The organism is Mycobacterium sp. E3305 (assembly GCF_001666785.1).
Lineage (GTDB): Bacteria > Actinomycetota > Actinomycetes > Mycobacteriales > Mycobacteriaceae > Mycobacterium.
This window is the reverse complement of sequence record NZ_LZJA01000074.1, coordinates 62,515-84,594: the sequence shown is the minus strand read 5'-3', so window position 1 is coordinate 84,594 and position 22,080 is coordinate 62,515. Positions and strand designations below refer to the sequence as shown.

24 protein-coding genes are annotated in these 22,080 nt (G+C 67.6%); 15 read left to right on the top strand and 9 right to left on the bottom strand.

What is annotated here, in order from left to right; all coding sequences use genetic code 11:
- Positions 1 to 116: 116 nt before the first annotated feature.
- The 4 genes from A5701_RS07265 to A5701_RS07250 all read left to right on the top strand — a co-directional run bounded on the left by A5701_RS07265 (position 117) and on the right by A5701_RS07250 (position 2,512).
- A complete protein-coding gene (locus A5701_RS07265; protein ID WP_067750236.1) occupies positions 117 to 785 on the top strand; it encodes a TetR/AcrR family transcriptional regulator in 669 nt (222 codons plus the stop codon).
- 44 nt (positions 786 to 829) lie between these two features.
- On the top strand, positions 830 to 1,297 hold the full coding sequence (locus A5701_RS07260; RefSeq protein ID WP_067750233.1) for a hypothetical protein: 468 nt from the start codon (positions 830 to 832) through the stop codon (positions 1,295 to 1,297).
- A gap of 61 nt (positions 1,298 to 1,358) precedes the next feature.
- Positions 1,359 to 2,021, top strand: a complete 663-nt coding sequence (locus A5701_RS07255; protein ID WP_369807396.1) for a cutinase family protein — start codon at positions 1,359 to 1,361, stop codon at positions 2,019 to 2,021.
- Between the two features lie 23 nt (positions 2,022 to 2,044).
- Positions 2,045 to 2,512, top strand: coding sequence for a nuclear transport factor 2 family protein (locus A5701_RS07250; RefSeq protein WP_067750229.1), 468 nt, complete (start codon positions 2,045 to 2,047; stop codon positions 2,510 to 2,512).
- 46 nt (positions 2,513 to 2,558) lie between these two features.
- On the opposite strand, the gene A5701_RS07245 is transcribed toward A5701_RS07250, so the two are convergent.
- The 3 genes from A5701_RS07245 to A5701_RS07235 all read right to left on the bottom strand — a co-directional run bounded on the left by A5701_RS07245 (position 2,559) and on the right by A5701_RS07235 (position 4,802).
- Positions 2,559 to 2,939 carry a DUF5073 family protein gene (locus A5701_RS07245; protein WP_067750228.1) on the bottom strand — a complete coding sequence of 127 codons (381 nt, stop codon included), beginning with the start codon at positions 2,937 to 2,939 and terminating at the stop codon, positions 2,559 to 2,561.
- Complete coding sequence (locus tag A5701_RS07240; protein ID WP_067750227.1) at positions 2,939 to 3,724, bottom strand: heavy metal-binding domain-containing protein; 786 nt, start codon at positions 3,722 to 3,724, stop codon at positions 2,939 to 2,941. The genes A5701_RS07245 and A5701_RS07240 overlap by 1 nt, the downstream gene beginning before the upstream one ends.
- A gap of 178 nt (positions 3,725 to 3,902) precedes the next feature.
- The gene (locus A5701_RS07235; protein WP_067750225.1) at positions 3,903 to 4,802 is read right to left on the bottom strand and encodes an SDR family NAD(P)-dependent oxidoreductase; all 900 of its coding nucleotides are present in this window, start codon (positions 4,800 to 4,802) and stop codon (positions 3,903 to 3,905) included.
- 611 nt (positions 4,803 to 5,413) lie between these two features.
- Here A5701_RS07235 and A5701_RS07230 point away from each other — a divergent pair.
- From A5701_RS07230 to A5701_RS07220, 3 genes are all read left to right on the top strand, one after another.
- On the top strand, positions 5,414 to 6,223 hold the full coding sequence (locus tag A5701_RS07230) for a SigB/SigF/SigG family RNA polymerase sigma factor (protein WP_067750223.1): 810 nt from the start codon (positions 5,414 to 5,416) through the stop codon (positions 6,221 to 6,223).
- 121 nt (positions 6,224 to 6,344) lie between these two features.
- Positions 6,345 to 6,968, top strand: a complete 624-nt coding sequence (locus A5701_RS07225; protein WP_067750221.1) for a hypothetical protein — start codon at positions 6,345 to 6,347, stop codon at positions 6,966 to 6,968.
- 34 nt (positions 6,969 to 7,002) lie between these two features.
- Positions 7,003 to 7,494: a DUF2231 domain-containing protein gene (locus tag A5701_RS07220; RefSeq protein WP_067750220.1), complete on the top strand. Its 492-nt coding sequence runs from the start codon at positions 7,003 to 7,005 to the stop codon at positions 7,492 to 7,494.
- Between the two features lie 13 nt (positions 7,495 to 7,507).
- On the opposite strand, the gene A5701_RS07215 is transcribed toward A5701_RS07220, so the two are convergent.
- On the bottom strand, positions 7,508 to 7,984 hold the full coding sequence (locus A5701_RS07215) for a nitroreductase family deazaflavin-dependent oxidoreductase (RefSeq protein ID WP_055402148.1): 477 nt from the start codon (positions 7,982 to 7,984) through the stop codon (positions 7,508 to 7,510).
- Positions 7,985 to 8,128: 144 nt separating this feature from the next.
- Between A5701_RS07215 and A5701_RS07210 the strand changes: the two genes are divergently transcribed.
- From A5701_RS07210 to A5701_RS07195, 4 genes are read left to right on the top strand one after another with little or no spacing between them, the layout of a single operon-like run.
- On the top strand, positions 8,129 to 8,848 hold the full coding sequence (locus tag A5701_RS07210; protein ID WP_067750218.1) for a TetR family transcriptional regulator: 720 nt from the start codon (positions 8,129 to 8,131) through the stop codon (positions 8,846 to 8,848).
- The gene (locus tag A5701_RS07205; protein WP_067750216.1) at positions 8,845 to 10,068 is read left to right on the top strand and encodes a cytochrome P450; all 1,224 of its coding nucleotides are present in this window, start codon (positions 8,845 to 8,847) and stop codon (positions 10,066 to 10,068) included. Before A5701_RS07210 ends, A5701_RS07205 begins: the two co-directional genes overlap by 4 nt.
- Complete coding sequence (locus A5701_RS07200; protein ID WP_156669969.1) at positions 10,068 to 11,297, top strand: Xaa-Pro peptidase family protein; 1,230 nt, start codon at positions 10,068 to 10,070, stop codon at positions 11,295 to 11,297. Before A5701_RS07205 ends, A5701_RS07200 begins: the two co-directional genes overlap by 1 nt.
- On the top strand, positions 11,287 to 12,411 hold the full coding sequence (locus A5701_RS07195) for a Xaa-Pro peptidase family protein (protein ID WP_067750212.1): 1,125 nt from the start codon (positions 11,287 to 11,289) through the stop codon (positions 12,409 to 12,411). Before A5701_RS07200 ends, A5701_RS07195 begins: the two co-directional genes overlap by 11 nt.
- A gap of 156 nt (positions 12,412 to 12,567) precedes the next feature.
- Here A5701_RS07195 and dmpG read toward each other — a convergent pair whose 3' ends face one another.
- Genes dmpG through A5701_RS07175 form a run of 4 tightly spaced genes read right to left on the bottom strand, consistent with a single transcriptional unit; the run spans position 12,568 to position 15,993 of the window.
- A complete protein-coding gene (gene dmpG, locus A5701_RS07190) occupies positions 12,568 to 13,587 on the bottom strand; it encodes a 4-hydroxy-2-oxovalerate aldolase (protein WP_067750210.1) in 1,020 nt (339 codons plus the stop codon).
- Positions 13,584 to 14,537, bottom strand: coding sequence for an acetaldehyde dehydrogenase (acetylating) (locus A5701_RS07185; RefSeq protein ID WP_082969689.1), 954 nt, complete (start codon positions 14,535 to 14,537; stop codon positions 13,584 to 13,586). The genes dmpG and A5701_RS07185 overlap by 4 nt, the downstream gene beginning before the upstream one ends.
- Before the next feature lie 11 nt (positions 14,538 to 14,548).
- Positions 14,549 to 15,337 (bottom strand): 2-keto-4-pentenoate hydratase, encoded by a 789-nt coding sequence (locus A5701_RS07180; RefSeq protein ID WP_067750208.1) that lies wholly within the window; start codon positions 15,335 to 15,337, stop codon positions 14,549 to 14,551.
- Entirely contained in the window at positions 15,334 to 15,993 is a 660-nt protein-coding gene (locus A5701_RS07175; protein WP_067750206.1) for a TetR/AcrR family transcriptional regulator, read from the bottom strand. The genes A5701_RS07180 and A5701_RS07175 overlap by 4 nt, the downstream gene beginning before the upstream one ends.
- A 91-nt stretch (positions 15,994 to 16,084) precedes the next feature.
- Between A5701_RS07175 and A5701_RS07170 the strand changes: the two genes are divergently transcribed.
- The 4 genes from A5701_RS07170 to A5701_RS07155 are packed head-to-tail and all read left to right on the top strand — an operon-like array spanning position 16,085 to position 20,439.
- Complete coding sequence (locus A5701_RS07170) at positions 16,085 to 17,680, top strand: bifunctional 3-(3-hydroxy-phenyl)propionate/3-hydroxycinnamic acid hydroxylase (RefSeq protein ID WP_067750204.1); 1,596 nt, start codon at positions 16,085 to 16,087, stop codon at positions 17,678 to 17,680.
- An 11-nt stretch (positions 17,681 to 17,691) separates the two neighbouring features.
- Positions 17,692 to 18,537, top strand: coding sequence for an alpha/beta fold hydrolase (locus tag A5701_RS07165; protein WP_067750202.1), 846 nt, complete (start codon positions 17,692 to 17,694; stop codon positions 18,535 to 18,537).
- Between the two features lie 20 nt (positions 18,538 to 18,557).
- Entirely contained in the window at positions 18,558 to 19,559 is a 1,002-nt protein-coding gene (locus tag A5701_RS07160) for a VOC family protein (RefSeq protein WP_067750200.1), read from the top strand.
- 25 nt (positions 19,560 to 19,584) lie between these two features.
- The gene (locus A5701_RS07155; protein WP_067750198.1) at positions 19,585 to 20,439 is read left to right on the top strand and encodes an antibiotic biosynthesis monooxygenase; all 855 of its coding nucleotides are present in this window, start codon (positions 19,585 to 19,587) and stop codon (positions 20,437 to 20,439) included.
- 65 nt (positions 20,440 to 20,504) lie between these two features.
- Here the strand turns inward: A5701_RS07155 and A5701_RS07150 are convergent, their stop codons facing one another.
- Positions 20,505 to 21,695, bottom strand: coding sequence for an AI-2E family transporter (locus A5701_RS07150; RefSeq protein ID WP_231972779.1), 1,191 nt, complete (start codon positions 21,693 to 21,695; stop codon positions 20,505 to 20,507).
- Between the last annotated feature and the right edge of the window lie 385 nt (positions 21,696 to 22,080).

Here is a 22,080-nt window from a genome sequence, read left to right as displayed (position 1 = left end):
AGCGATCATACATAACGGCAGAAGTGTCCGGCCGTGTTAACCAGCACCGATCGCCTGCTTCCAGCCGCTATGATCCGGCTGTGGGGATCACCGGCTACGGCGTTGCCGCTCGATAGATGCGCAGTCACGGTTGGGCAGGAAATGCGCCCGCCTCCGACGAGGAGGCGATCGAGCGCATCCTCGATGCCGCCGACCGGATCATCGACGAAGGCGGCTCGGCGATGCGGATCGCCGACGTGGCGCGGGCGCTCGGGGTGACCCGGCAGACCGTTTATCGGTACTTTCCCGGGACGCAGGCTCTGTTGGTGGCGTCGGCCATGCGGTCGGCCGACGGCTTCCTGGATCGGATGGCCGCCCACCTCGAGGGCGTCACCGACCCGGTCGTGGCGATGACCGAAGGGATGGCCTTCGCCATCGAAGAGTTGGCCTCGGACAACCAGGTCGAAGTCGTGCTGAGCCAGCGCCACCGGGGCGGGCAGAAGGTGTCGATCATCTCCGATACCGCCCTGGCGTTCGGGCGGTCGATGCTGCACCGCTACGACATCGATTGGGAAAGCTACGGTTTCGACGAAGCCGGCCTCGACGAGCTGAATGAATTCAGCCTTCGGGTGCTGCACTCGTTCCTCGCCGACCCGGGGCGGCCGCCGCGCAGCGGTGCCGATCTGCGCCGGTACCTCACCCGCTGGCTGGGGCCGGCGATCGCCTATCCGCAGTTGGTGCGCGCGATGGGCGCGCTGCAGACGCCCGAGCCGCGCACGCGGCGGCGCCCTTCCAAGGCATCGTGACAATCGGCGACGGGCTCGGTTGACGACAACCACAAGGAGCGGGCATGACCGGCCTCGGACAGATCGCGCTCAATAGCGCGCCGGTATTCGGTGGGGCGATGCTGGCCGTCGCCGCCGGCCAGTTCCGCGGCCCGGATTATCGGGGCATGATCGCGCAGGACATGGACCTGCTGGAGCGGTTGCCGCCGGAGGCCGCCGGGCGACGCGCCGAATTGCAGCGCACCATCGACGCCCGCATCGACGACCTGATCGAGACCTCCGACCGGGGGCGGGCGTTGCGCAAGGCGGCATTGTCTTACCAGGGCAACTGGCGGGACTTGGTGCTCCTGGTCTGCGCGGTGCTGTTCACCATCATCTGGTGGGACGTCGACCACGACAGGGGCAACTGGCTACCCATGTTCGTCCTGCTGATCCTGCTGACCATCGTGACCGCCGCCTACGCGTTTCGCGGCGCGCTGCGCGCCGCCGGTTCGTTGGTGCACAGACGATCCCAGGCTCCCGGGTCGCGGTAGCCCGGTGTGGGCCCCCGCCGCATAACGCGCGCGTTTGGTCAGCCTGTGACAAGATCGCGCTGTGAAGGCGCATACCCTCGGCGGTCTGATTGGTGCTGTGCTGGCGCCCTTTTGGGCGCTTCCGGTTGCCCCGCTGACGGCGGCCGACCCGTGCCCCGATGTCGAGGTGGTGTTCGCGCGGGGCACCAATGAGCCGCCCGGCGTCGGCCGAATCGGTCAGAGTCTCGTCGACACCCTGCGCTCGCACGTCGGCGGCAGGTCCCTGGGCGTCTACCCGGTCGACTACCCGGCGACGACGGATTTCCCCAGGGCCGTGGACGGCATCAGCGATGCGGGCGCGCACGTCGAACACATGGCGGTCTCCTGCCCGCGAACCAGGATGGTGCTGGGCGGATACTCCCAGGGCGCGGCCGTGATCGGCTTCGTCACCGAAAGCGCCGTCCCCGACGGGGTGCACCTGGTGCAGGCCCTGCAGCCAATGCCGGCGGAGGTTTCCAACCACGTGGCCGCGGTCACGCTCTTCGGCAAGCCGTCGAGCCAGTTCATGAACATCATCAACGAGCCGCCGGTGACGATCGGTCCACCGTATGCGGGCAAGACCATCGAGTTGTGCGTGCCCGGCGACCCGATCTGCTCGGACGCCACGAACCCCATTGCCCATCGGCAGTACGTCGAAGCTGGCATGGTGGATCAGGCGGCGGATTACGCCGCCGGCCGCATATAGCTCAAACGCTCGGGGAGGCCACTGTGGCCGCTGACGGAGATCCGATCGACGGCGTCGGAAGCGCGGCCTTCGATGTCGCCGATCGGCTGGCGATCATCAACTTGTTCGGCGCCTACGCCTACACCTACGACCACGACCGGCTCGACGAGTTTCGCGCCTTGTTCACCGAATCCCCCGAGCTCGTCCTGCTGCACGAGGGCCGACCGCTGTCGGCTGACATCGACACGGTGATGAGCCTGCTCGCGGCCCGGAAGGCAGCGTTTCGGGCCGAGCACAATCAACGCCGCCATGCGCTGAACTCGTTCTGGTTCTCCAGCCAGGGCGCGGACGAAGCGACCGGGCACTGCTACGTTCAGGTCTTCGCCATCTCAGACGGTGGGCCGCCCCGTCCCGACCTGACCGGATGTTACGACTTCACCGCGGTCAAACAGGACGGCCGCTGGCGGTTCAGCCGGTGGGTGGTGGGCATCGACCAAACGCAAACCCAGTGAACGTGCGCCCTGGCCCAAACCCCGTTTGTCGCAAGGTAATTCGCCCTCAGCGTGGCCCGGCCCCCGCCTCCAGGACCTCGAGCGCCGCATCGATGTTGGGCATGATGGTCGGGCCGTAACTGTTCACCAGCTGTCCGAGCGCGCGGGCGATGTGCGGTCCGACCGCGCCGGCGGCGAGCACCTCCTCGGCCAAGACGATGCCGTTCACCAGGTGGGCGGCGCTCAAGCGGCCGTCCGGGGTGACTTCGTAACGCCAGTCGCCGATCTGCACCCGCTCGGGCTGCGACCGGAAGAAGCCGCGCCGCGCCGGGACGAGGATCACCCCCGGAACCCCGCAGAAGACCCTGAGCACCAGCCCGACTCCCCCGGGACCGGCCAGCGTCGTCCCGATGGCGTGGCCGACCCGCTGTTGATCAAGGCTTGTCATCAATCACTCATGGGCAGGACGAACGACGGCGTGAGGGTTTGCGGCTCGCCGCCGCGACGCACCGCGGTTCCGGCCACGTAGAACTCGACGGTGTGATGGCCCCACGCGTAGTTCGAGATGGCGAAATGCACGCCGACGACGCCGGTTCCGCCATCGCGTTCGGCTTCGCTCTGCATACGCGACATGGCCAGCTCGCGAGCCTGGTAGCTCCCCTGCGTCCACTGCGGCATCTCGGCGTTGCGGCCGACCTGGCTGAGCGTGCGCAGGAACCCTTGCACGGCAATGTGAAACACGCAGTTGCCCATGACGAACGCCACCGGGGCGAATCCCGATCGCAGGAGCGTGGTCAGGTCTTGCCCGGACAGGTGGCTGGTGAACGCCTGCCCGTTGGGGCGCCGGTAAACGCCGGGCTTCTCCGTGTAGCGCACCGCGGTCCCGACCGCGATGAACTCCAGATGCTCGCCCTCGCCCTGATGGCGCCATTCGAGCCGGACGCCGACCACGCCGTCCGCGCCCAGCGAATCGGCCTCCGCCTGCATCCGCGACATCGCGTTCCAGCGCGCCCGGTAGGTGGCGTCGGTGAGCACGGGCAGTTCGGATTGCTGCCGAATGCCGGTGAACTGGTAACCGACGTGGTAGACCGAGACGCCCATCACCAGTTCGATCGGCTCGAACCCGGCCCCGTGCAGCAGCGCGAATTCGTTGATGGACAGGTCGGAAGTGAACACCTTGCCTGCGTGCGACAGTCGTTCGCTGGCAACTGGGTCGAGCGGGTTCGGTTGCATTGTCAAAACACCCTCCTGCGGTTCGCAGGACAGCGTATGTCGCGCGACCGCGACGCACACCCCCAACGTGCGACTTTCCAGTGGACCCCGGGCGAAATGACGGTGGTCCGCGATCGTGGGACCCGGCGCCTCGCGGAGCCGGCCGGCCCGCGGCGAGATCGATTTGCTGCCGGGCCGTTCAGCCCGCGGCTTGCTTGGCCCCGATCATCCTGTGCAATTCGTCGACCGACCACGGTTCGGCCTGATGGTGGTCCCGGTAGCCCAGCAGCCGCGGCGTCGGCCGGTCGAAGCTCCCGACGAATCCTCCTGCGGCAACGAAGATCTGGCCCGTGACGGCCCGGGCGAGGTCGCTCACCAGATACGCGTAGAGCGGGGCCACGAAGGCCGGCGGGGCGCTGTCGAGGGAGGCCCGCATGGTCATTTCGTCCAGCAATCCGCGGCGATGCAGGTCCTCGATGTGTCGTTCGTATTCGGCGCCGGTGGACAGCCGCGTCCGGGCACCGGGACACACCACGTTGGCCCGCACCCCATGCGGCTTCAGTTCCGCGGCGATGGCCACGGTCAGGGCGTTCACCGCTCCCTTGCCCGCGGGATAGCCGGTGCCGCCGTAATCGCCCAAGAAGGCGACCGAGCTGGTGGTGACGAGCGCGCCGTGCCCCTGCGCGGCCATCACACGACCGGCCGCCCGGCACGTGTGGAACGCCGAACCGAGGTGAGCGCTGATCAGGCGGTCGAACTCGTCCGGCGAGATGTTCAGGATCGAGGACCCTGGCGGCTCGGCAACCCCGGCGCAGTTGATCAGGGCGTCCAGCCGCCCATGAGCGCGTACACACTCGTCGACCAGCGCCCCGGCGACGCGCTCCTCGTTCGCGGGTCCGACCACCGCGGTGGCGCACCCGCCGGACGCCGTGATCGCGGCGACGGCCTCCTCGACGGCGTCCTCGTCGCGCCCATTGACCACGACATCGGCGCCCAGAGCGCTCAGCAGTTCGGCGATCGCGCGCCCGATTCCCCGGCTGCCGCCGGCCACCACCACCCCGCGGCCCTCCAGCAGGCGGTCTGTGTCGTTCACCGCCATCGGCGCCGGAAAACGTTGTGCGCGAGAGGCTCTCGACACCGGTCGACGGCGCGTCGCGCGAGTTTGGTCACGAACATTAGGCGAACAGTACCCAGCGAGCGTACAAATGAGAACCTCACCCTCCGGTTGCTCGCCGCCGGTCCCCGCACCTTTGCGGCTAACCGGTGAGGGCGTCAGAATGGCTGGCCAACGCTCACTTGGCTATGTTCTGGCGGTTTGCTGTGATCGTCCTCGTTGCCCGGCGGCTGCGGTTGCCGACGCGTTTCGGCCCCAATCGGGCCAAGCGATCGCGGGCGTGTGCGATGGGGCGTATAGTCAAGATCGAAGTCCGTTCTGGACGTGTCGCCGTTTAGCTCAAAGCGGCCAGTCAGCCGCACGGCTACTGAGCATGGTATGGCTCCGGCGAAACGAACCCGAGTCATCTCTCTCGTTGGTAATCCGTGCGCGTTGTCTAAACGACCCAGTCCTGCGGATAGAGGTGGAGTGAGGCGATTCTGCGCATGACCGCATGCCTCGCTGCACACGACTCAGAGGAGTGAGTCAGCAATGCAAAAATCTCTGTGCAGCAAAGGTTTCAGGATCGACCGCGCCAACATCGGGCGCGTGCGCCTATGACTGATGTGATAACAACCCCGCGCCCTGCCGAGTGCCGCGACAAGAAATCCGACGATTCCTACGACGACGTGGTCGAAATGTTCGTCGAACTGCGCCAAATGCCCGCCGAGTCGCATGAGTACGGCCGCCAGCGCGAACGCATCGTGGCCCGTTGTCTGCCTCTTGCCGACCACGTGGCAAGCCACTTCGCCCGCCGGGGTGAAGGCATCGACGACCTCGTCCAGGTGGCGCGCCTGGGTTTGATGAACGCTATCAACCGGTTCGATCCCGCCAAGGGACCCAGCTTCATCGGCTTCGCGGTCCCGACCATGATGGGCGAGGTCCGTAGGTACTTCCGCGACTACAGCTGGGGGATGCGGGTCCCCCGGCGGCTACGCGAACTGCACGTGCAGATCAGCAGGACGACCGGGGACCTGGCTCAGAAGCTGGGCCGCGCGCCCACCGCGGGCGAGCTGGCACAGGTGCTGGAAGTCCCCCGCGAGGAGATCGTCGAATGCCTCGTGGCGGGCGACGCCTACCGGCTGGATTCCCTGGATGCCCCGGTGGGCGCCGACAGTTCGGGCACGCCCCGACTGGTCGCCGACGCCGTTGGCGGCCTCGACCCGCAGATCGAGCACATCACCAACCGCGAGGCGCTGCGTGTCCTGGTTGCCGGCCTGCCCGAACGCGAACGCGAGGTGTTGCGCATGCGGTTCTTCGAATCGATGACGCAGAGCCAGATCGCCGAGCGCATCGGGGTGTCACAGATGCAGGTCTCCCGCATCCTGGCCAGCACCCTGCGCTGCTTGCGCGACCAATTGGAGTAAACAACTCATCGCCCGCCAGGGGCCTTCGGCGCCACGCCCGCGCCACGCCGCAATGTACTGTGCGATTCGGGAACGAACTCGACTGCGGCGCCGAAGGCGGCCTGGGAAGGGAGCTCGAACGATGAGGACTTCACGGACGGTGGCCGCGGGAGTCGCGGCGACGACGGCGCTGGCGGTGGCGGTGTCGGGGTGCGGCGGCAAGAATTCGACGCCTTCGACGTCCAAGCCGGGGTCGTCCAGCTCGGCTACCAGCGCCCAGAGCTCGGCGCCGGCATCGTCGGGCCCCGCCCAGCCGAGTGACTACACCGGGTTGCTGATCCAGGCCAGCGACATCAACGCCCCGATTCCGTTCACAGCCACCCCGCCGACCACCAACCCGAACGGCCAGCCCGGCGTCGCGACGACGTTCAAGGACGAGGACGGCAGCCACGTCATCAAAGACACCATCCAGGTGTTGGCCGACCCTGGCGCCGCAACGAACGCGTTGAACGCGGCCAAGGGCGGTCAGGGTGACGTGATCAAGAACCCGACCACGCAAGCCGCCGCCGTCGGGACGGGCGGAACGACCCTGCTGGGTAACTCCCCCGACCACAACAAGGGTGTGACCCTGCTGATGTTCACCGAGGGCAGGGCCTTCGTGACACTGCAGTTCGACGGACCGCCCGACACGCTGGCCCCCGCGGATTTCGTCAACGACGTCGGCCAGAAACAGGACGCGGCCATCAAGAAGGGGCTCGGCGGCTGACCGAGAGCTGACCGCCCACAATCCGAGGAGCCCGATGACCGTCATCAACGGCATGCCGGCCCATGCGCTGCTGCTGCACTTTGTCGTGGTGCTCGTACCCGTGACCGCCCTGCTGGAGATCGTCTGCGTGTTCTGGCCGACGGCGCGGCGCGGCCCCCTGTTGTGGCTGGCGGTGATATCGGCCCTCGCCACCATGGTGCTCACGCCGATCACGGTGGACGCCGGGGAATGGCTGTATGACCTGCGGGCCAAACCCAGCGCGATCCTGCAAAAGCACGCCGCCCTGGGCGGCACGATGAACTACTTCGCCGCCGCACTGCTGGCGGCCGCGCTAGTGCTCGTGGTGATGCGCGTGATCGAACGCCGCTCGGACAAGAGCCGGGTGGCCGTCCGGGCGACCATCGCGATCGTGGTGCTCGCCATTGCCGTCGCGTCGACGGTGCAGATCTACCGCGTGGGCGACGCCGGGGCTCAGTCGGTGTGGGGCGACGAGATCGCGCACCTGAAGAAGGCCCACCCGGGTTAGTTCGTCGCGACGCCTACGGCGTGGGCGTCAGGAGAAACAGCCGGAATTGCCGACCGGCCGCGCGATTCTGGGCCAGCTGATAGTTCGGCCAGTGCGCCAGGACCGTGGACCACGCTTGGTCGCGCTCCTCGCCGGTGAGCAACCGCACGGTCGCCACGAACCGCCGGCCGCGCCGCCGGACGGTAACGCGTTGGGCGGCCTTCAGATTCGCCGACCAGGACGGGTGGCGAGCCCGGCCCCAGTTCGAACCCACCAGCAACAGCCCGCCCTCGACGGGCACGTATTGCACCGTCGCCGTGCGGGCGAGACCGGTCTTACGGCCCGGCGTCGTGATCCGGACGTTCGGAAGTCCGGCGAGGTCCAGCACGCCGAACCGCTCGCCCGTCGCGAACCGCAGCAGCGCCTCCGCGCGTTCCGCCATCGGCTGACCGTTGAGGACCAGCCGGCGGTAGGCCACCGGATTGCGAGCCACCCGCTGGAGCGGATTCATACACCAGACTGTATTCCGGGACGGGGCGGCCCGGGCGGCTGAGCGATGAAATCACCTTGAAGCCCAGGGATTCCGGCGGGACCGTTGTTTATAAGCGGGCGGCGCGCCGTGACAAATAAATTGCTTGATTTAATTCCGTGCGCGGTGTTCACTGAGGCGATGACAGCCGAGCGGATCGTCCGTGCCGACAGGTCGACGGGCACCCGGGAGGCGATCCTGTCGGCCGCGGAAGAACTGTTCGCCGAGCGCGGCATGTACGCGGTGTCGAACCGGCAGATCAGCGAGGCGGCCGGACAAGGGAACAACGCCGCGGCCTGCTACCACTTCGGGACGCGGACCGACCTGCTCCGGGCGATCGAGAGCAAGCATCGGGAGCCGATCGAGGAACTGCGGGCGCAAATGCTGACCGCCATCGAGGACTCGACCGACCTGCGCGACTGGGTGGGTGTGTTGGTGCGGCCGCTCACCGATCACCTGCACGCGCTGGGCACGCCCAGCTGGTACGCCCGGTTCGCCGCCCAGGCCATGGCCGACCCCACGTACCGCCACGTCGTCACCAAGGACGCGCTCGCGTCGCCCCTGCTGGTGCGGACCATCGACGGCATCAACCGGTGCCTACCCGACCTGCAACGGCGGGTTCGTTCCGAGCGAATGGTCATGGTGCGCAACCTGCTCATGCACACCTGCGCCGAGCACGAAAGCGCGCTGGCCGAGCACGGACCTCGTTCGCGTTCGGCCTGGCCGGTCGCCGGCGAAGGCCTGATCGACGCGATCGTCGGCCTGTGGCGCGCCCCGGTCCACGTGGGCGCGGCGGGCGGCCGGCCCGGCGAAACCACCCCGGCCCCGCACCGAGGAGAACGATGACCGACGTCTCGACCGCCACCGATATCCCGGCTTTCCCGATGCCACGGGCGCCGGGATGCCCGTTCGCGCCCCCGCCAAAGGTGTTGCAGCTCAACGCCGACAAGCAGCTGAGCCGGGTGCGGATCTGGGACAGCAGCACGCCCTGGCTGATCCACGGCTACGAGGCGATAAGCGCGTTGTTCACCGACTCGCGCACCAGCGTCGACGACCGGCTGCCCGGTTACCCGCATTGGAACGCGGGAATGCTGGCGACGGTGCACAAACGCCCCCGTTCGGTGTTCACCTCCGACGCCGAAGAGCACACCCGGTTTCGCCGGATGCTGTCAAAACCGTTCACGTTCAAGCGGGTTGAGGCGCTGCGACCGGCGGTGCAGCAGATCACCGACGACCACATCGACGCGCTGCTGGCCGGTCCCAACCCCGGCGACATCGTCACCACGCTGGCGCTGCCGGTCCCCTCGCTGGTCATCAGCCAATTGCTGGGCGTGCCCTACGAGGACGCGGATTTCTTCCAGACCCAAGCCCAGCGGGGCATGGGCCGCTACGCCACCGAGGAGGACACGGCACAGGGCGCGGCGTCGTTGGCGAAGTACCTGGCGAACTTGGTGCGGACCAAAATGCAGAGCCCGTCGGAGGATCTGATTTCAGACCTGGCCGAGCGGGTCAACGCCGAAGAGCTCAGCGTGCGCGAGGCCGCGCAGCTGGCCACCGGCGTGCTCATCGCGGGCCACGAGACCACCGCCAACATGATCAGCCTCAGCGTCGCGGCCCTGCTCGACCACCCCGATCAGCTGGCGCTGATGCGCGACAGCGATGATCCGAAGGTGATCGCCGTCGCGGTCGAGGAATTGATGCGCTACCTGAGCATCATTCAGACGGGCCAGCGCCGCATCGCCGTCGAGGACATCGAGGTGGGCGGCGAGACGATTCGCGCCGGCGAGGGCATCATCCTCGACGTCGCCCCGGCGAACTGGGACGCCCGGCAGTTCCCCGACCCCGAGCGGCTCGACCTGCGTCGGGAGGACGGCCCGCACGTCGGCTTCGGCTACGGTCGCCACCAGTGCGTCGGGCAACAGCTGGCGCGCATGGAACTGCAGATCGTCCTGCCCACCTTGCTGCGCCGGGTCCCGACGCTGCGGCTCGCGGCGCCGGTCGAGGAGCTGGCGTTCAAACACGACGCGCTGGCCTACGGCCTCTACGAGCTTCCAGTGACATGGTGATGGCCTTCCCCGGAAACGCCTCCGCCGTCGAGATACCGGACGAACCGGATTGGGCGCGCATGCGTGCGGAGACCGGCGCGCGGCTACGGTCCGCGATGGCCGATCATGGTGTCGATGCGCTGATCTTGTTGATGAACGGCTACGTCGGATACGCGACCGGCGCCAGCTGGCCGCTCGTGGACGCGGGCCTCTCCCACGTCGAGCGCCCCGTTGCGGTCGTCCTCGCCGACGACGAACATCCCCACCTGTTCATGCCGTACCGCGGCGGGGCTTCAGCGGAATCGCCGGTGCCCGACGACCATCTGCACGGGCCCGTCTACCTCGAATTCGACCATGGGGTCGAGCAATTCGCGCGTGTGCTGGCTGGGCTGGCCCCGTCGGGCGCGAACGTCGCCGTCGACGAACTGACCGGAGCGATGCGACGGGCCGGCCGTACGCTGTTCCCCGGGGGCGAACCGACGGATGCGGCGATCGTGGTCGGTGCGGCGCAATTGGTGAAGACTCGAGATGAGTTGTCCTGCCTTCGCCGGGCCACCCGCATCACCGAACAGGCGATCGTGGACGTGCAGCGGGCGTTGGCGCCGGGGGTCCGCCAGATCGACCTGTCGGCCACGCTGGTGCGTCGCGCCTTCGAGCTGGGTGCCACCACGAACATGCTGGAGGCCATCTGGCAGGTGATGCCGAGTTCGCGAGAAGCCGGAGTGTGGACGACACATGGCGATCTGGCGCTGCCGCTGCTTCCCACCGATCGTGAACTGGCCGCCGGCGACGTGCTATGGACCGACATCAGCATCACCTATGCCGGGTACTGCTCCGATTTCGGCCGGACCTGGGTGGTCGGTCGCCCGCCCACCCAGCGACAGCAGGACCAGTTCCGACAATGGCGTTCGATCATGGACGCGGTGCTCGCGGTGACCAAAGCCGGTGTCACCTCCGGCGATCTGGCGCGTGCGGCGATTGCCGCCAACGGCGGCCGCAAACCCTGGTTGCCGCATTTCTATCTGGGCCACGGTATCGGGACCTATCCCGCCGAAGCTCCCATGATCGGAACGGATCTCGGCGAAGAGTTCGACGACAACTTCGTCTTGCCGGTCGGAACGGTTCTGGTGCTGGAACCCGTGGTGTGGGAAGACGGGACGGGCGGTTATCGCAGTGAGGAGATCGTGGTGATCACCGAAGACGGCTACCTGCCGATCACCGACTACCCCTACTCCCCCTATGGCGACTGAAGTTCTGCCCGACCCCACGGCGCTGCGGATGGGCCGCCGGGACCGCGCGTTGGCGCAGATGGACGCGCACGGGCTGGACATGCTGGTGCTTGGGCGTCAAGCCAACATTCGTTACGTGACCGGCGCACCGCAGTTGTGGATCGCCGGGACGCGACCGTTCGGGCCGATGTGCGTCGTGGTGCGCGGGTCAGGCGAGATCTATCTCAACAGCACCGACGACGAGGGGGTGCCGGAGGAGATCGGGCACGATCACCTGTACGGGCTGGCCTGGAACCCGATGACGCTCATCGACGTGCTGACGAAGATCGATGGCGCCCACACCGCGCGTCGGGTCGGAACCGATGCGATCACGCCGACTTTCGCCGCCCTGCTGCCGGAGGCGTTCCCGAACGCCGAGCTCGTCGACGCGGAGCCCGCGATGCGGGCGGCGCGGCGCGTCAAGACGGCCGACGAGATCGTGGCCATGGCGACCGCGCTCCGGGTCGCCGAGCGCGGACTTGCCGCCGCGCTGGCCGAATTCGCGCCGGGCGTGTCGGAACGAGCGCTGGCGGGGGCCATGATGGAGGCCATGGCCGCGGGCGGTGTGAGCACGCCCGCCACCCAGGACGCGGCGTGGGTGACGTCGAAGGAGCGCCCGTGGCGTCGCGCCGGATCGGGCGAGGCGCGGCCGGGTGATCTGGTCGCGTTCGCCGCGGGGGCCCTGGCGAACGGCTATGTCGCGGAAGTGGGCCGGACGTGGCCGGCCGGCGACCACGCCGACCGGGCTACGCGCGACCTGTTCGAGCGGTCGAACACGTTGTACGACAACATGCTTGCGGCCTGCCGGCCCGGCGCGCCCACCTCGGACTTGGTGGCCGCCTATCAGGCCGCCGGCGAGCCGATTCCGCCGATGCCGATCGCGCACGGATTGGGGCTGGGATTCGATCCGCCGGTGGTGTCCCAAACCCTGCTGGCAGCGGGCGAATTCGACCAGCTGGAGGCGGGGATGGTGTTGGCCATCACCGCGTATGTCTGGGAAAAGGGTGTCGGGGCGCTATTCAGACGGGACACCGTTCACATCACCGAGGGCGGTCCCCACGTGCTGACCGCCAGCCCGTCGTGGTCGGGTCAATAGAATAACTTGCGTCACTGGGTGAGTTCCGTGATCCCGATATCACTGCGGTCGGCCGAGAGCCCAGCCGGGCAGCGTCGGCGACACAGGAGGGCAACCTCGGAGACACCTGCGGGTGCGCCTCTCGATGCCTTCGTTGCCACCTCAAAACCTCCGGGGTTACCCGGAAACCCGTTCCCCGGTCAGGTCGAGGGCGATATCGATAAGCACGTCCTCCTGGCCGCCGACCAAGCCCCTGCGCCCGGCTTCGACCAGAAGCGTGCGCGCATCGACGCCGTACCGTTCGGCAGTTGCCTCGGCATGACGCAGGAAACTTGAGTACACGCCCGCGTATCCCAGCGTCAACGTCTCCCGGTCCACGCGCACCGGACGCTGCTGCAGGGGCCGCACAAGGTCGTCGGCGGCGTCCTCGAGCGCGTTGAGGTCACAGCCGTGTTGCCAGCCCATCCGGGTGGCCGCCGCGACGAAGACCTCCAGCGGCGCGTTACCGGCGCCGGCGCCCATACCCGTCAGTGATGCGTCGACGCGGTGAGCGCCATGCTCCACGGCGACCATCGAATTCGCCACACCCAGCGACATGTTGTGGTGGGCATGGATGCCGACTTCGGTTGCACTGTCGAGGCTTTGCCGCACCGCGTCGACCCGTTCGGCGACGTCGCGCATGGTCATCGCGCCCCCGGAGTCGACGACATAGACGCACCCGGCCCCGTATCCCTCCATCAGGACGGCCTGCTCGGCGAGCTTCTGCGGGGTGGTCATGTGGCTCATCATGAGGAAACCGACGGTGTCCATGCCGAGTTCGCGCGCCGCGACGATGTGGTGCGCGGAGATGTCGGCCTCGGTGCAGTGCGTCGCGACGCGTATGACACTCGCGCCCGCCCGGTGCGCGGCGGTCAGGTCGCGGACGGTCCCGATGCCCGGCAGCACGAGGGTCGCCACCTTGGCCCGCTCTACGGTCCCGGCCACGGCCTCGATCCACTCCAGGTCGGTGTGGGCGCCGAATCCGTAGACGCAGCTGGACCCGGCCAGCCCGTCTCCATGGGCGACCTCGATAGAGTCCACCCCCGCCTGGTCGAGCGCCCGGGCGATCTCGGTGACCTGCTCCAGGGTGTAAGAGTGTCGCACGGCGTGCATGCCGTCACGCAGCGTGACATCACTGATGTACAGCGGCTTGCTCATTTCCTCACCCCCACAGTCGTCATCGAGTGCGCGGCGATTCGTTCCGCGGTGGCCAGGGCGGCCGACGTCATGATGTCGAGGTTGCCCGCATAGGCGGGGAGGTAGTGCGCGGCGCCCGTCACCTGCAGCATCACGGTGACCCGGGTGCCCATGAACTTCCCGGTCTCCGGGATGTGCAGCGGACGGTCGGCGTCGAACGTCTCGAACTGGACGGGCTTGGTGAGCTTGTAGCCCGGCACATACCGGGTGACCCGCTCCACCATCTCGGCGATCGAGGCGCCGATGGCCTCGTGGTCGCAGTCGCCCTCGACCAGGCAGTAGACGGTGTTGCGCATGAGGATCGGGGGGTCGGCCGGGTTGAGGACGATCACCGCCTTGCTGCGCTGCGCTCCGCCAACCACTTTGAGCGCGGTGGCGGTCGTCTCGATGAACTCGTCGATGTTCGCGCGCGTGCCCGGGCCGGCCGACTTCGACGAGATGGACGAGACGATTTCGGCGTACGACACCGGGGCCGCGTTGTTGACGGCGGCGACGATCGGCACGGTGGCCTGCCCCCCGCACGTCACCATGTTCAGGTTCGGCGCGTCGATGTGGTCCTCCAGGTTCACCACCGGCACGCAGAATGGTCCGACGGCCGCCGGCGTCAGGTCGAGGACGCGAACGTCCTTGTCGCGCAGAAAGTTCCAGTGCCGGACATGGGCGCCGGCGCTGGTGGCGTCGAACACCAGCCGGATCTCGTCGAAGTGGGGCATCGCGAGCAGGCCCTCGATCCCCTCCGAAGACACGGGGACGCCAAGGCGTTTCGCCCGGGCCAGCCCGTCGGACCCCGGGTCGATGCCGATCATTGCCGCCATCTCCAGCGGCCCGTCGCTGCGGAGGACCTTGATCATCAGGTCGGTGCCGATGTTGCCCGACCCGATGATGGCGACCGGATATCGTTCGTTACTCACTGAACTGCTCCCTACTCGAAAGTCACGCTGACGGCGCCGAGCCCGCTGACCGCCGCCGACGCCCGATCTCCCGCGCCGACGAACGGCGCCGTGGTATACGAGCCGGACATGAGGAACGCGCCGGCCTCGATGGCAGTGCCGTATTTCGCGACGGCGTTGGCCAGCCAGGCGACGGCGGCGGCGGGATGACCCAGCACGGCGGTGCCCGCGCCCGTGGCGACGGTCACGCCGTTGACGACGAGTGTCGCGGTGGTCTCGGGGAGCGCCGGCGCCCGGCCGATCGGCACCCACTCGCCCAGCACCACCGCACCGGAGCTCGCGTTGTCGGCCACGGTGTCCGCCAACGTGATCCGCCAATCGGCGATCCGGCTGTCAACGATCTCCAACGCCGGGGCGACGGCCTCGGTGGCGGCCAGCACGTCGCCGATCGTCACGCCCGGCCCGCGCAGCGGCGCGCGCATCAGGAAGGCGACCTCAGGCTCGACGCGCGGCGCGCAGAACGCGGTGACCGGCACGGTCGCCGCGTCGGGGAGCACCATGCTGTCGAGGACGTAGCCGAAATCGGGCTCGTCGACCCCCAGCAGCTGCTGCATGGGCGCGGAGGTGATGCCGATCTTGTGGCCGCGCAGCGTGCGACCCTCGGCGAGATAGCGGACCATGTTGGCGCGCTGCACCGAATACGCCTGGGCCACCGTCATATTCGGATACATCTGCGTCAGCGGCTCGATCGGGACGCGGGTGCTCTGCGCGTCGTAGAGCAGTTGTGCGGCGTCGGTCAGCTGAGCGGATTGAACGGTCATGCCGGCTCCCCCGGTTCGAGCAGCTTGGCCGCCATGTCGAAGACGATGCGGACGTGCAGGTCCAACAGCCTGACCAGATCGACGGAGTCCCCGCCGACTTCCTTGGCGATGAACAACCCGTCGGCGCCGGCAATCGCGTAGGTGGTTAGCAGGTGCACACCTTCGTCGCCGAGCTCCGGGGCAAGCTGCCGCACCATCTCCGCGAACCGGTGGAACGCGCGATCGCGCACCTCGAGGAACATCTCCCTGGCCCGCGGTTCGACGGGCCGACGCTCCAGGCTCAGCATCAGCCCGAGGCGGAGGAAGTCCGGCGCATCGAGCAGGGCCTTGGCGACCCGGCCGCCGAACGCCGTCATCCACTCGCGGTCCGGCGTCACTTCTGTCAGCTCGAGCTCGGCCAGCCAGCGCTGGAAGCTGCGCTCGATGACCGCCGCGATCAGGTCGTCCTTGTCGGCGAAATGCCAGTAGATGGAAGTCGGAGGCAGGCCGCTCTTCTTGCTGACCAGTGAGATCGTGGTGCCGTCGTAGCCGCGTTCCGTGGCGACCTCGGTCGCCGCGTCCAGGATCCGCTCGCGCGACTGCTCGCCATTGGCCCGCGTGCGCCGCTGAGCACGGGGTTCGGCGGCCTCAGGGCCGGCCGATTTTTTCTGTGCCACATTCCCTCCTCCGGGGTGTTGACGATCACGCTATCGAGAGCTTACTGTATGGAGCACTACATTAACAACCTCTCCACCGAAGGTTCCCCTCATGTCAGACCAACCGATTCATGACGTAGCGATCGTCGGGTACGGGCCGGTCGGCGTCACCGCCGCCAACCTGCTCGGCCAGCTGGGCCTCAAGGTCGTCGTCGTCGAGCGCGATCCGAACATCTACGTACGCGCGCGGGCCATCTCCACCGACGAAGAGGTCGTGCGCATCTGGCAACAGGTCGGCCTGGCCGACCGGCTCAACGCCGACATGCAGCCCGGCAACGGCGCCAACTTCGTCGACGCCGACGGCGTTCCGTTCGTGCGGCTCCTGCCGGTGTCGCGGGGCAACGGCCACCCGCCGCAACAGTTCATCTACCAGCCGGCACTGGAGAAGGTGCTGCGCGAAGGGGTGGACCGCTTCCCCAACGTCACGGTCCTCCTCGAGCACGAGTGCCTGCGGGTGGTCCAGCGTGACGATCACGTCGAACTCATGCTGGCCGATCTTCGCGCCGACGAGTTCCGCCGGATCCGGGCGTCGTACGTGATCGCCGCGGACGGTGGGTCGAGCTTCATCCGCGGCCAGCTGGGCATCGGTTTCAGCGGGCGCACCTACGGGGAGCGTTGGATCGTCATCGACACCAAGGTGCTCAAGGAATGGCCGGGCCACGACCGGCTGCGCTTTCACTGCAACCCGGAGCGGCCGACCGTCGACTGCCCCACCCCGCTGGGTCACCACCGGTGGGAGTTCCCGGTGCGAGACGAGGAGGACGAGAAGGATCTCCTCTCCGAGGAGGCGATCTGGAAGGTGCTGCGGGGGCAGGGGATCTCGCCCGACAACGTGAAGATCCTCGGGTTCGCCTGCTATAGCCACCACGTCCGCTTCGCCGACCGGTGGCGCGTCGGCCGCGTCTTCCTGGCCGGGGACGCCGCGCACGCGATGCCACCGTGGATCGGCCAGGGCATGTGCGCCGGTGTTCGCGACGTGGCGAACCTGTGCTGGAAGCTGGCCGCGGTGCTGAACGGGTCGCTGCCCGAGTCGGTGCTGGACACCTACCAGGCTGAGCGGATGCCACACGTGAAGGAGGTCACCAACCGCGCGGTCAAGACGGGCAAGCTGATCATCCAACGCGACCCGCGGCGCGCCGCCGTGCGAAACCACTTCTTCCGCACCGCGAGCAAGGTGCCCGGGTTCACGTCCTGGCTCCGCCAGCACCGCTGGCTGCCCGACGCGCGTTACCAGAAGGGTTTGTTGGCGCACAACGGAAACGGTGCCGTCGGCTGGCTCATCCAGCAGCCGTGGGTGGTCGAGGAGAAGGGTGACGCCGTCCGCCTGGACGACGTCATCGGCGGCCGCTGGACCGTGCTGCACCTCGGGCCGGCCCCCGATCTGCGGGAGTGGCGTGAGGCGGGCGTCCCCGTCCTGAAAATCCTTGTGCCCGGGGCGGTTCCGAGCGCTGACAGCGTCGTGGACGCCGACGGCATTCTCACGCGCTGGCTCGACAAGCGCGGCGCGTCGGTGGTGGTGGTGCGGCCCGACGGGTTCGTCTACGCCGCCGCAAAGGAAGACCAGCGGTTGCCGGGGCCCCCGGCCGGATTTATTGAGCGGCGACCCGCTGCGCCCGGCAACGCCGCACTTGCGATCGCCACGGTTTAAGGACGGATTCGATGACCAGCAACACCATGATCGAGCGCACCGTGCGCGTCAACGGGAAAGACATCTTCCTCGTCGAGGCTGGGGACGGCCCACCGGTGGTCCTCCTGCACGGCGGCGGCCCGGGCGCGTCGGGCGTGTCGAACTATTCGCAGAACATCGAGCCGCTGGCCGAGAACTTCCGCGTGATCGTCCCCGACATGCCCGGCTACGGCCGCTCGTCCAAGGGGGTCGATCGCGACGATCCGTTCGGCTACCTGGCCGAGCACATCCGCGGCATGTTCGACCAACTCGGCATCCAGCGCGCGCACCTAGTCGGCAACTCCCTCGGCGGTGCCTGCGCGTTGCGCCTCGCCCTGGACAGCCCGCATCGGGTCGACAAACTCGTGCTGATGGGGCCGGGCGGTGTCGGGACGAGCCGTGGGCTGCCGACCGCGGGGCTGAAAAGCCTGCTGTCGTACTACGGCGGCGACGGGCCCAGCCCCGAAAAGCTGCGCACCTTCATCCGCTCGTATCTGGTGTACGACGGCGAATCCGTCCCGGAGGCCCTGATCGAGGCGCGCTACCAGTCGTCGATCGAGCCCGAGGTCGTCGCCAATCCGCCCCTGCAACGGCCGACGGGCCCAAGGGTGTTGTGGCGAATGGACTTCACCCGCGACCGCCGGCTCAAGCACCTGAACACCCCGACGCTCGTCATCTGGGGACGTGACGACAAGGTCAACAAGCCCAGCGGCGCGGCAATGCTGGGCGAGCGGATGCCCAACGCCGACGTGCTCATCACGGCGAACACGGGCCACTGGGTCCAGTGGGAACGCGCCGACTTCTTCAACGCCGTCACCACCGCGTTCCTGACGGCCTGACCATCTGTAAGGAGAATCTCATGACCACTGACGTCTTCGGCAACGTCCACCTGGGCTATGTCGTGATCGAAACCAACAAGTTCGCCGACTGGAAGCGCTTCGGCCGCGACGCGATCGGCATGCACCTCGACGAGATGCTGCCCGACACGATGCGGTTTCGCTTGGACGCCAACGAATGTCGCTTCCTGCTGCGGCAGGGGCCGGCGGAGGACGTCGTCGCCTTCGGTTGGCATCTCGACGACCACGCCACCTTCGACGAAATCTGCCGGCGGGTCACCGACCACGGCGTGCCGGCCGTGGAGGGCTCCGACGACGACGCCAAACTCCGCGGCGTGGAGCGCTTCCTGCGGTTCCCCGGACCCAACGGGCTGACCCAGGAGGTGTACACCACCGCCCGCACGGCGCCGCTGGCGCTGGATATACCGGGCAGCGGGTTCGTCACCGGCGCGGGCGGATTGGGCCACGTGGCGATCTTCACGAAGAAGCCGCACGAGATGCGGGGCTACTACGACCACGTGTTCAACGCGCGCCTGTCGGACTACATCGACGAGACGATCAACGGCCTGAAGCTGAAGGTCCGCTTCCTGCGCGTCAACGAACGTCACCACTCCGTGGCGATCGCGTCCGTGAACATGTTGCCCGTCAACCCGATTCGCACGCGGGTGCAACACGTGAACGTCCAAGCCGCCACGCTCGACGACATGGTGGCGTCGTATCAGCGCGTCAAGGCACTGGGTTTCGAGATGACGATGTCGGTCGGGCAGCACACCAACGACAAGGAACTGTCGTACTACGCGATGACCCCGTCGGGATTCGAGTGGGAGGTCGGCTGGAACCCGATCGTCGTCGACGAGTCCGTCTGGAAGCCGACGACCCACCAGGGCATCAGCATCTGGGGGCACAAGCTGGAGGGGCAGACCGTGGTCGACAAGCTCGAGATGTTCGCCGTGGCCGCGCGGTCGGTGCTGCATCGCGAGGACACCGTCCCCGCGCTCAGTTCCCCGGCGATCGCCGACGACTGAGGTAAGCGAGCCGGATCATGCCGTCATGAGCGCCACCGCCGCCGGCGCGGTGACGTCTCACGGTCCCGGCTATGCCACCGTGGTCATATCGCGGCGAGTAAACGACAACGAAAACCGGCGGTTTCGACGCTGGCTGCGCCGCCTGCGCCGGGCAATCGAGCGGTCTTCCGGTTACATCGGCATGAGCGTGCAGCCACCCGACGAGAACCACCCGTGCGAGTGGGTGGTGATCTATCAGTTTCGGTCAGAGCGAGACCTTGATGCGTGGCTGTGCTCTGCACAGCGCGCGGCCTTGATCGCTGAATGCGACGCATATCTTAAGGATCGGCCTATAGAGCAACGCATCGTTCAACCCCGAACCGATAGCGTCACCCTGATCAGTGCTGTCCGTTTACGCCAGGGAGCCGAAAAGGCCCACCGCGAGCTCCACGAGAATGCCGTGGCGGCCGCCGGCGCGCTGGGTGGTCTTATCCGCCACCAACTCATCCCGGCCGTCGCGGGCGCTCAACCGGACACGGTGGCGCTGCTGACGTTTCACACCCGCGACGATCTCGACCGCTGGATGAGGTCTGCGCAACGCCGGAACATTCTGCGCGCCATGTCGGCGCTGACCGAAAGCGAGCGAACCGTCAACGTCGTCGGTGGCTACGCCGGCTGGTTTAGCCCGCCGGGGGCGGGACCCAAACAATGGAAACAAGCGATCGCAGTGATCGCCGGATTGATACCGGTATCACTTCTGGTCACCGCTGTCCGCCAGTCGACCGCCCCCGACCTTCCACTGTGGGCCGTGGTGCCGCTGACCGCGGTGGCAAACGTGGCGATCCTGACATGGCTCGTGATGCCGCTAATCACCCGTGCGCTACGAGGGTGGCTGACCTAACTCATCGGCCGAAATGTCGAGCCGCATGGGACGGTCCGGGCCACGCGCCGGTGGGGCGGACCCCATCATGCTTCATCCAGCGTCGGAAAGAGGAGTTCCGAAACCAGAAGCTGGACTGCCGCGGCGACGGGTATCGCGACCAACGCCCCTACTACCCCGAGCAGCGCCGCGCCGATGAGAACGGCGAACACGGTCACTCCTCCGGGCACTCTCACCGCACGCCCGATGATCTTGGGCGTCAACAGGTAGTCCTCGGCCAACCGGAAGGCGACGTAGAAAGCCACAGTGGCGATACTGACCGGGATGGACACCGTCAGCGCCACCAGCGCGACCACAAACCCGCCGACCGTTGACCCATAGGGGAATAGATCGATGATCGCGACGAACAGCCCGAGCAGCACCGCATATGGAACATGCAGGACGAAGCACCATGCGAACGTTGCCGCCCCGGCGATGACAGAGGTCAGCACATTGCCGAAAACGTAGTCACCGAACTTCGCCATCACCTCGTCGCCGATGAGGATCGCGCGCGGTCGCCGCGACTTCGGGACCAACCGATACATGGTCGATCGGATCCGCGGCAGTTCGGCCAGAAAGTAGACGGTGAGCACGGCCACAATCCCGACGTGTGACAGTGCTCCGAAGATGGTCTCCCCGGCCTTGAGGAGGCCCCCAACGGCTGGCGAGCCCGAATTGTGGAGCATGTCGCCGATCCGCTGTTGAACATGGAAGCGCTCGTTTAGTCCCCCGATCACGGTGGAGCGGCTCTGTGCCTGCTGAAGAAAATGTGGGACCTGCTCGACGAATTGACGGGCTTCCTGCACCAGCGGGGGGACCGCCGCCGCCACGGCACCGGCGAGGACCCCAAACACGGTCACGACCACGAGGCTTACCGCGGCCCAGCGCGGCAGTTTGCGGTTCACCAGCCCAGACACCGCAGGCTCAAGCCCGAGGGCAAAAAATATCGCCGCCCCGATCAAGACCAGAACCGAGGACGCTGCCCCGAGCATCCGCACCGCCCCATAGGTGACTGCCACACCGGCCGAGGCCGTCAGCCCCAGATAGAACGGCGAACGCCGATCGAATCGTTGACCCCGGGTACCGAACGGGTGGCTGTCCGATCGTAGTCGCGCCGCGGCGTTTTCGGCGGCCGCGATCGCCCCTTCCTCGTCGCGGTGCGGGCGACCCACGCGGCGGTGATGGCCCCGATCGGCGAGGTCCTTACCGCCGGCCGGGCCCTTGTTGTTGTTCTCCACTGTCCCAACTCCGTTCGTCAGCAGGGAATGAACCCACGATGTCCGCGGCGTCGTCTTTAACAGTGACGCTGAGCTATCCGACCCGGGCCAAAATCACAGATCCCACTCGAACGAAGTCCGTGGCCGCCGTCGACCCCGGTGGTGTCCCTTCGGGCGCTTTTCCAGTCGAGACTCGTATTCCGGTCCCCTTGCTGAGCCGGCCGGGGGTGAGGAATGCGACGGCCGCAGGCTGGGTAGCGCGCGGAATGGTGGCTGCGGTCGTCGTGGGCGCTGCCCGGCAGCTGCGAGGCGGCGGCCGCCTCGATCCGCCCACGCGCGTGGACCGCGGTCAGCCCCGCACCAACACTTTTCAGCACCCGATGCTTCGAGATGGCGACGACGATGA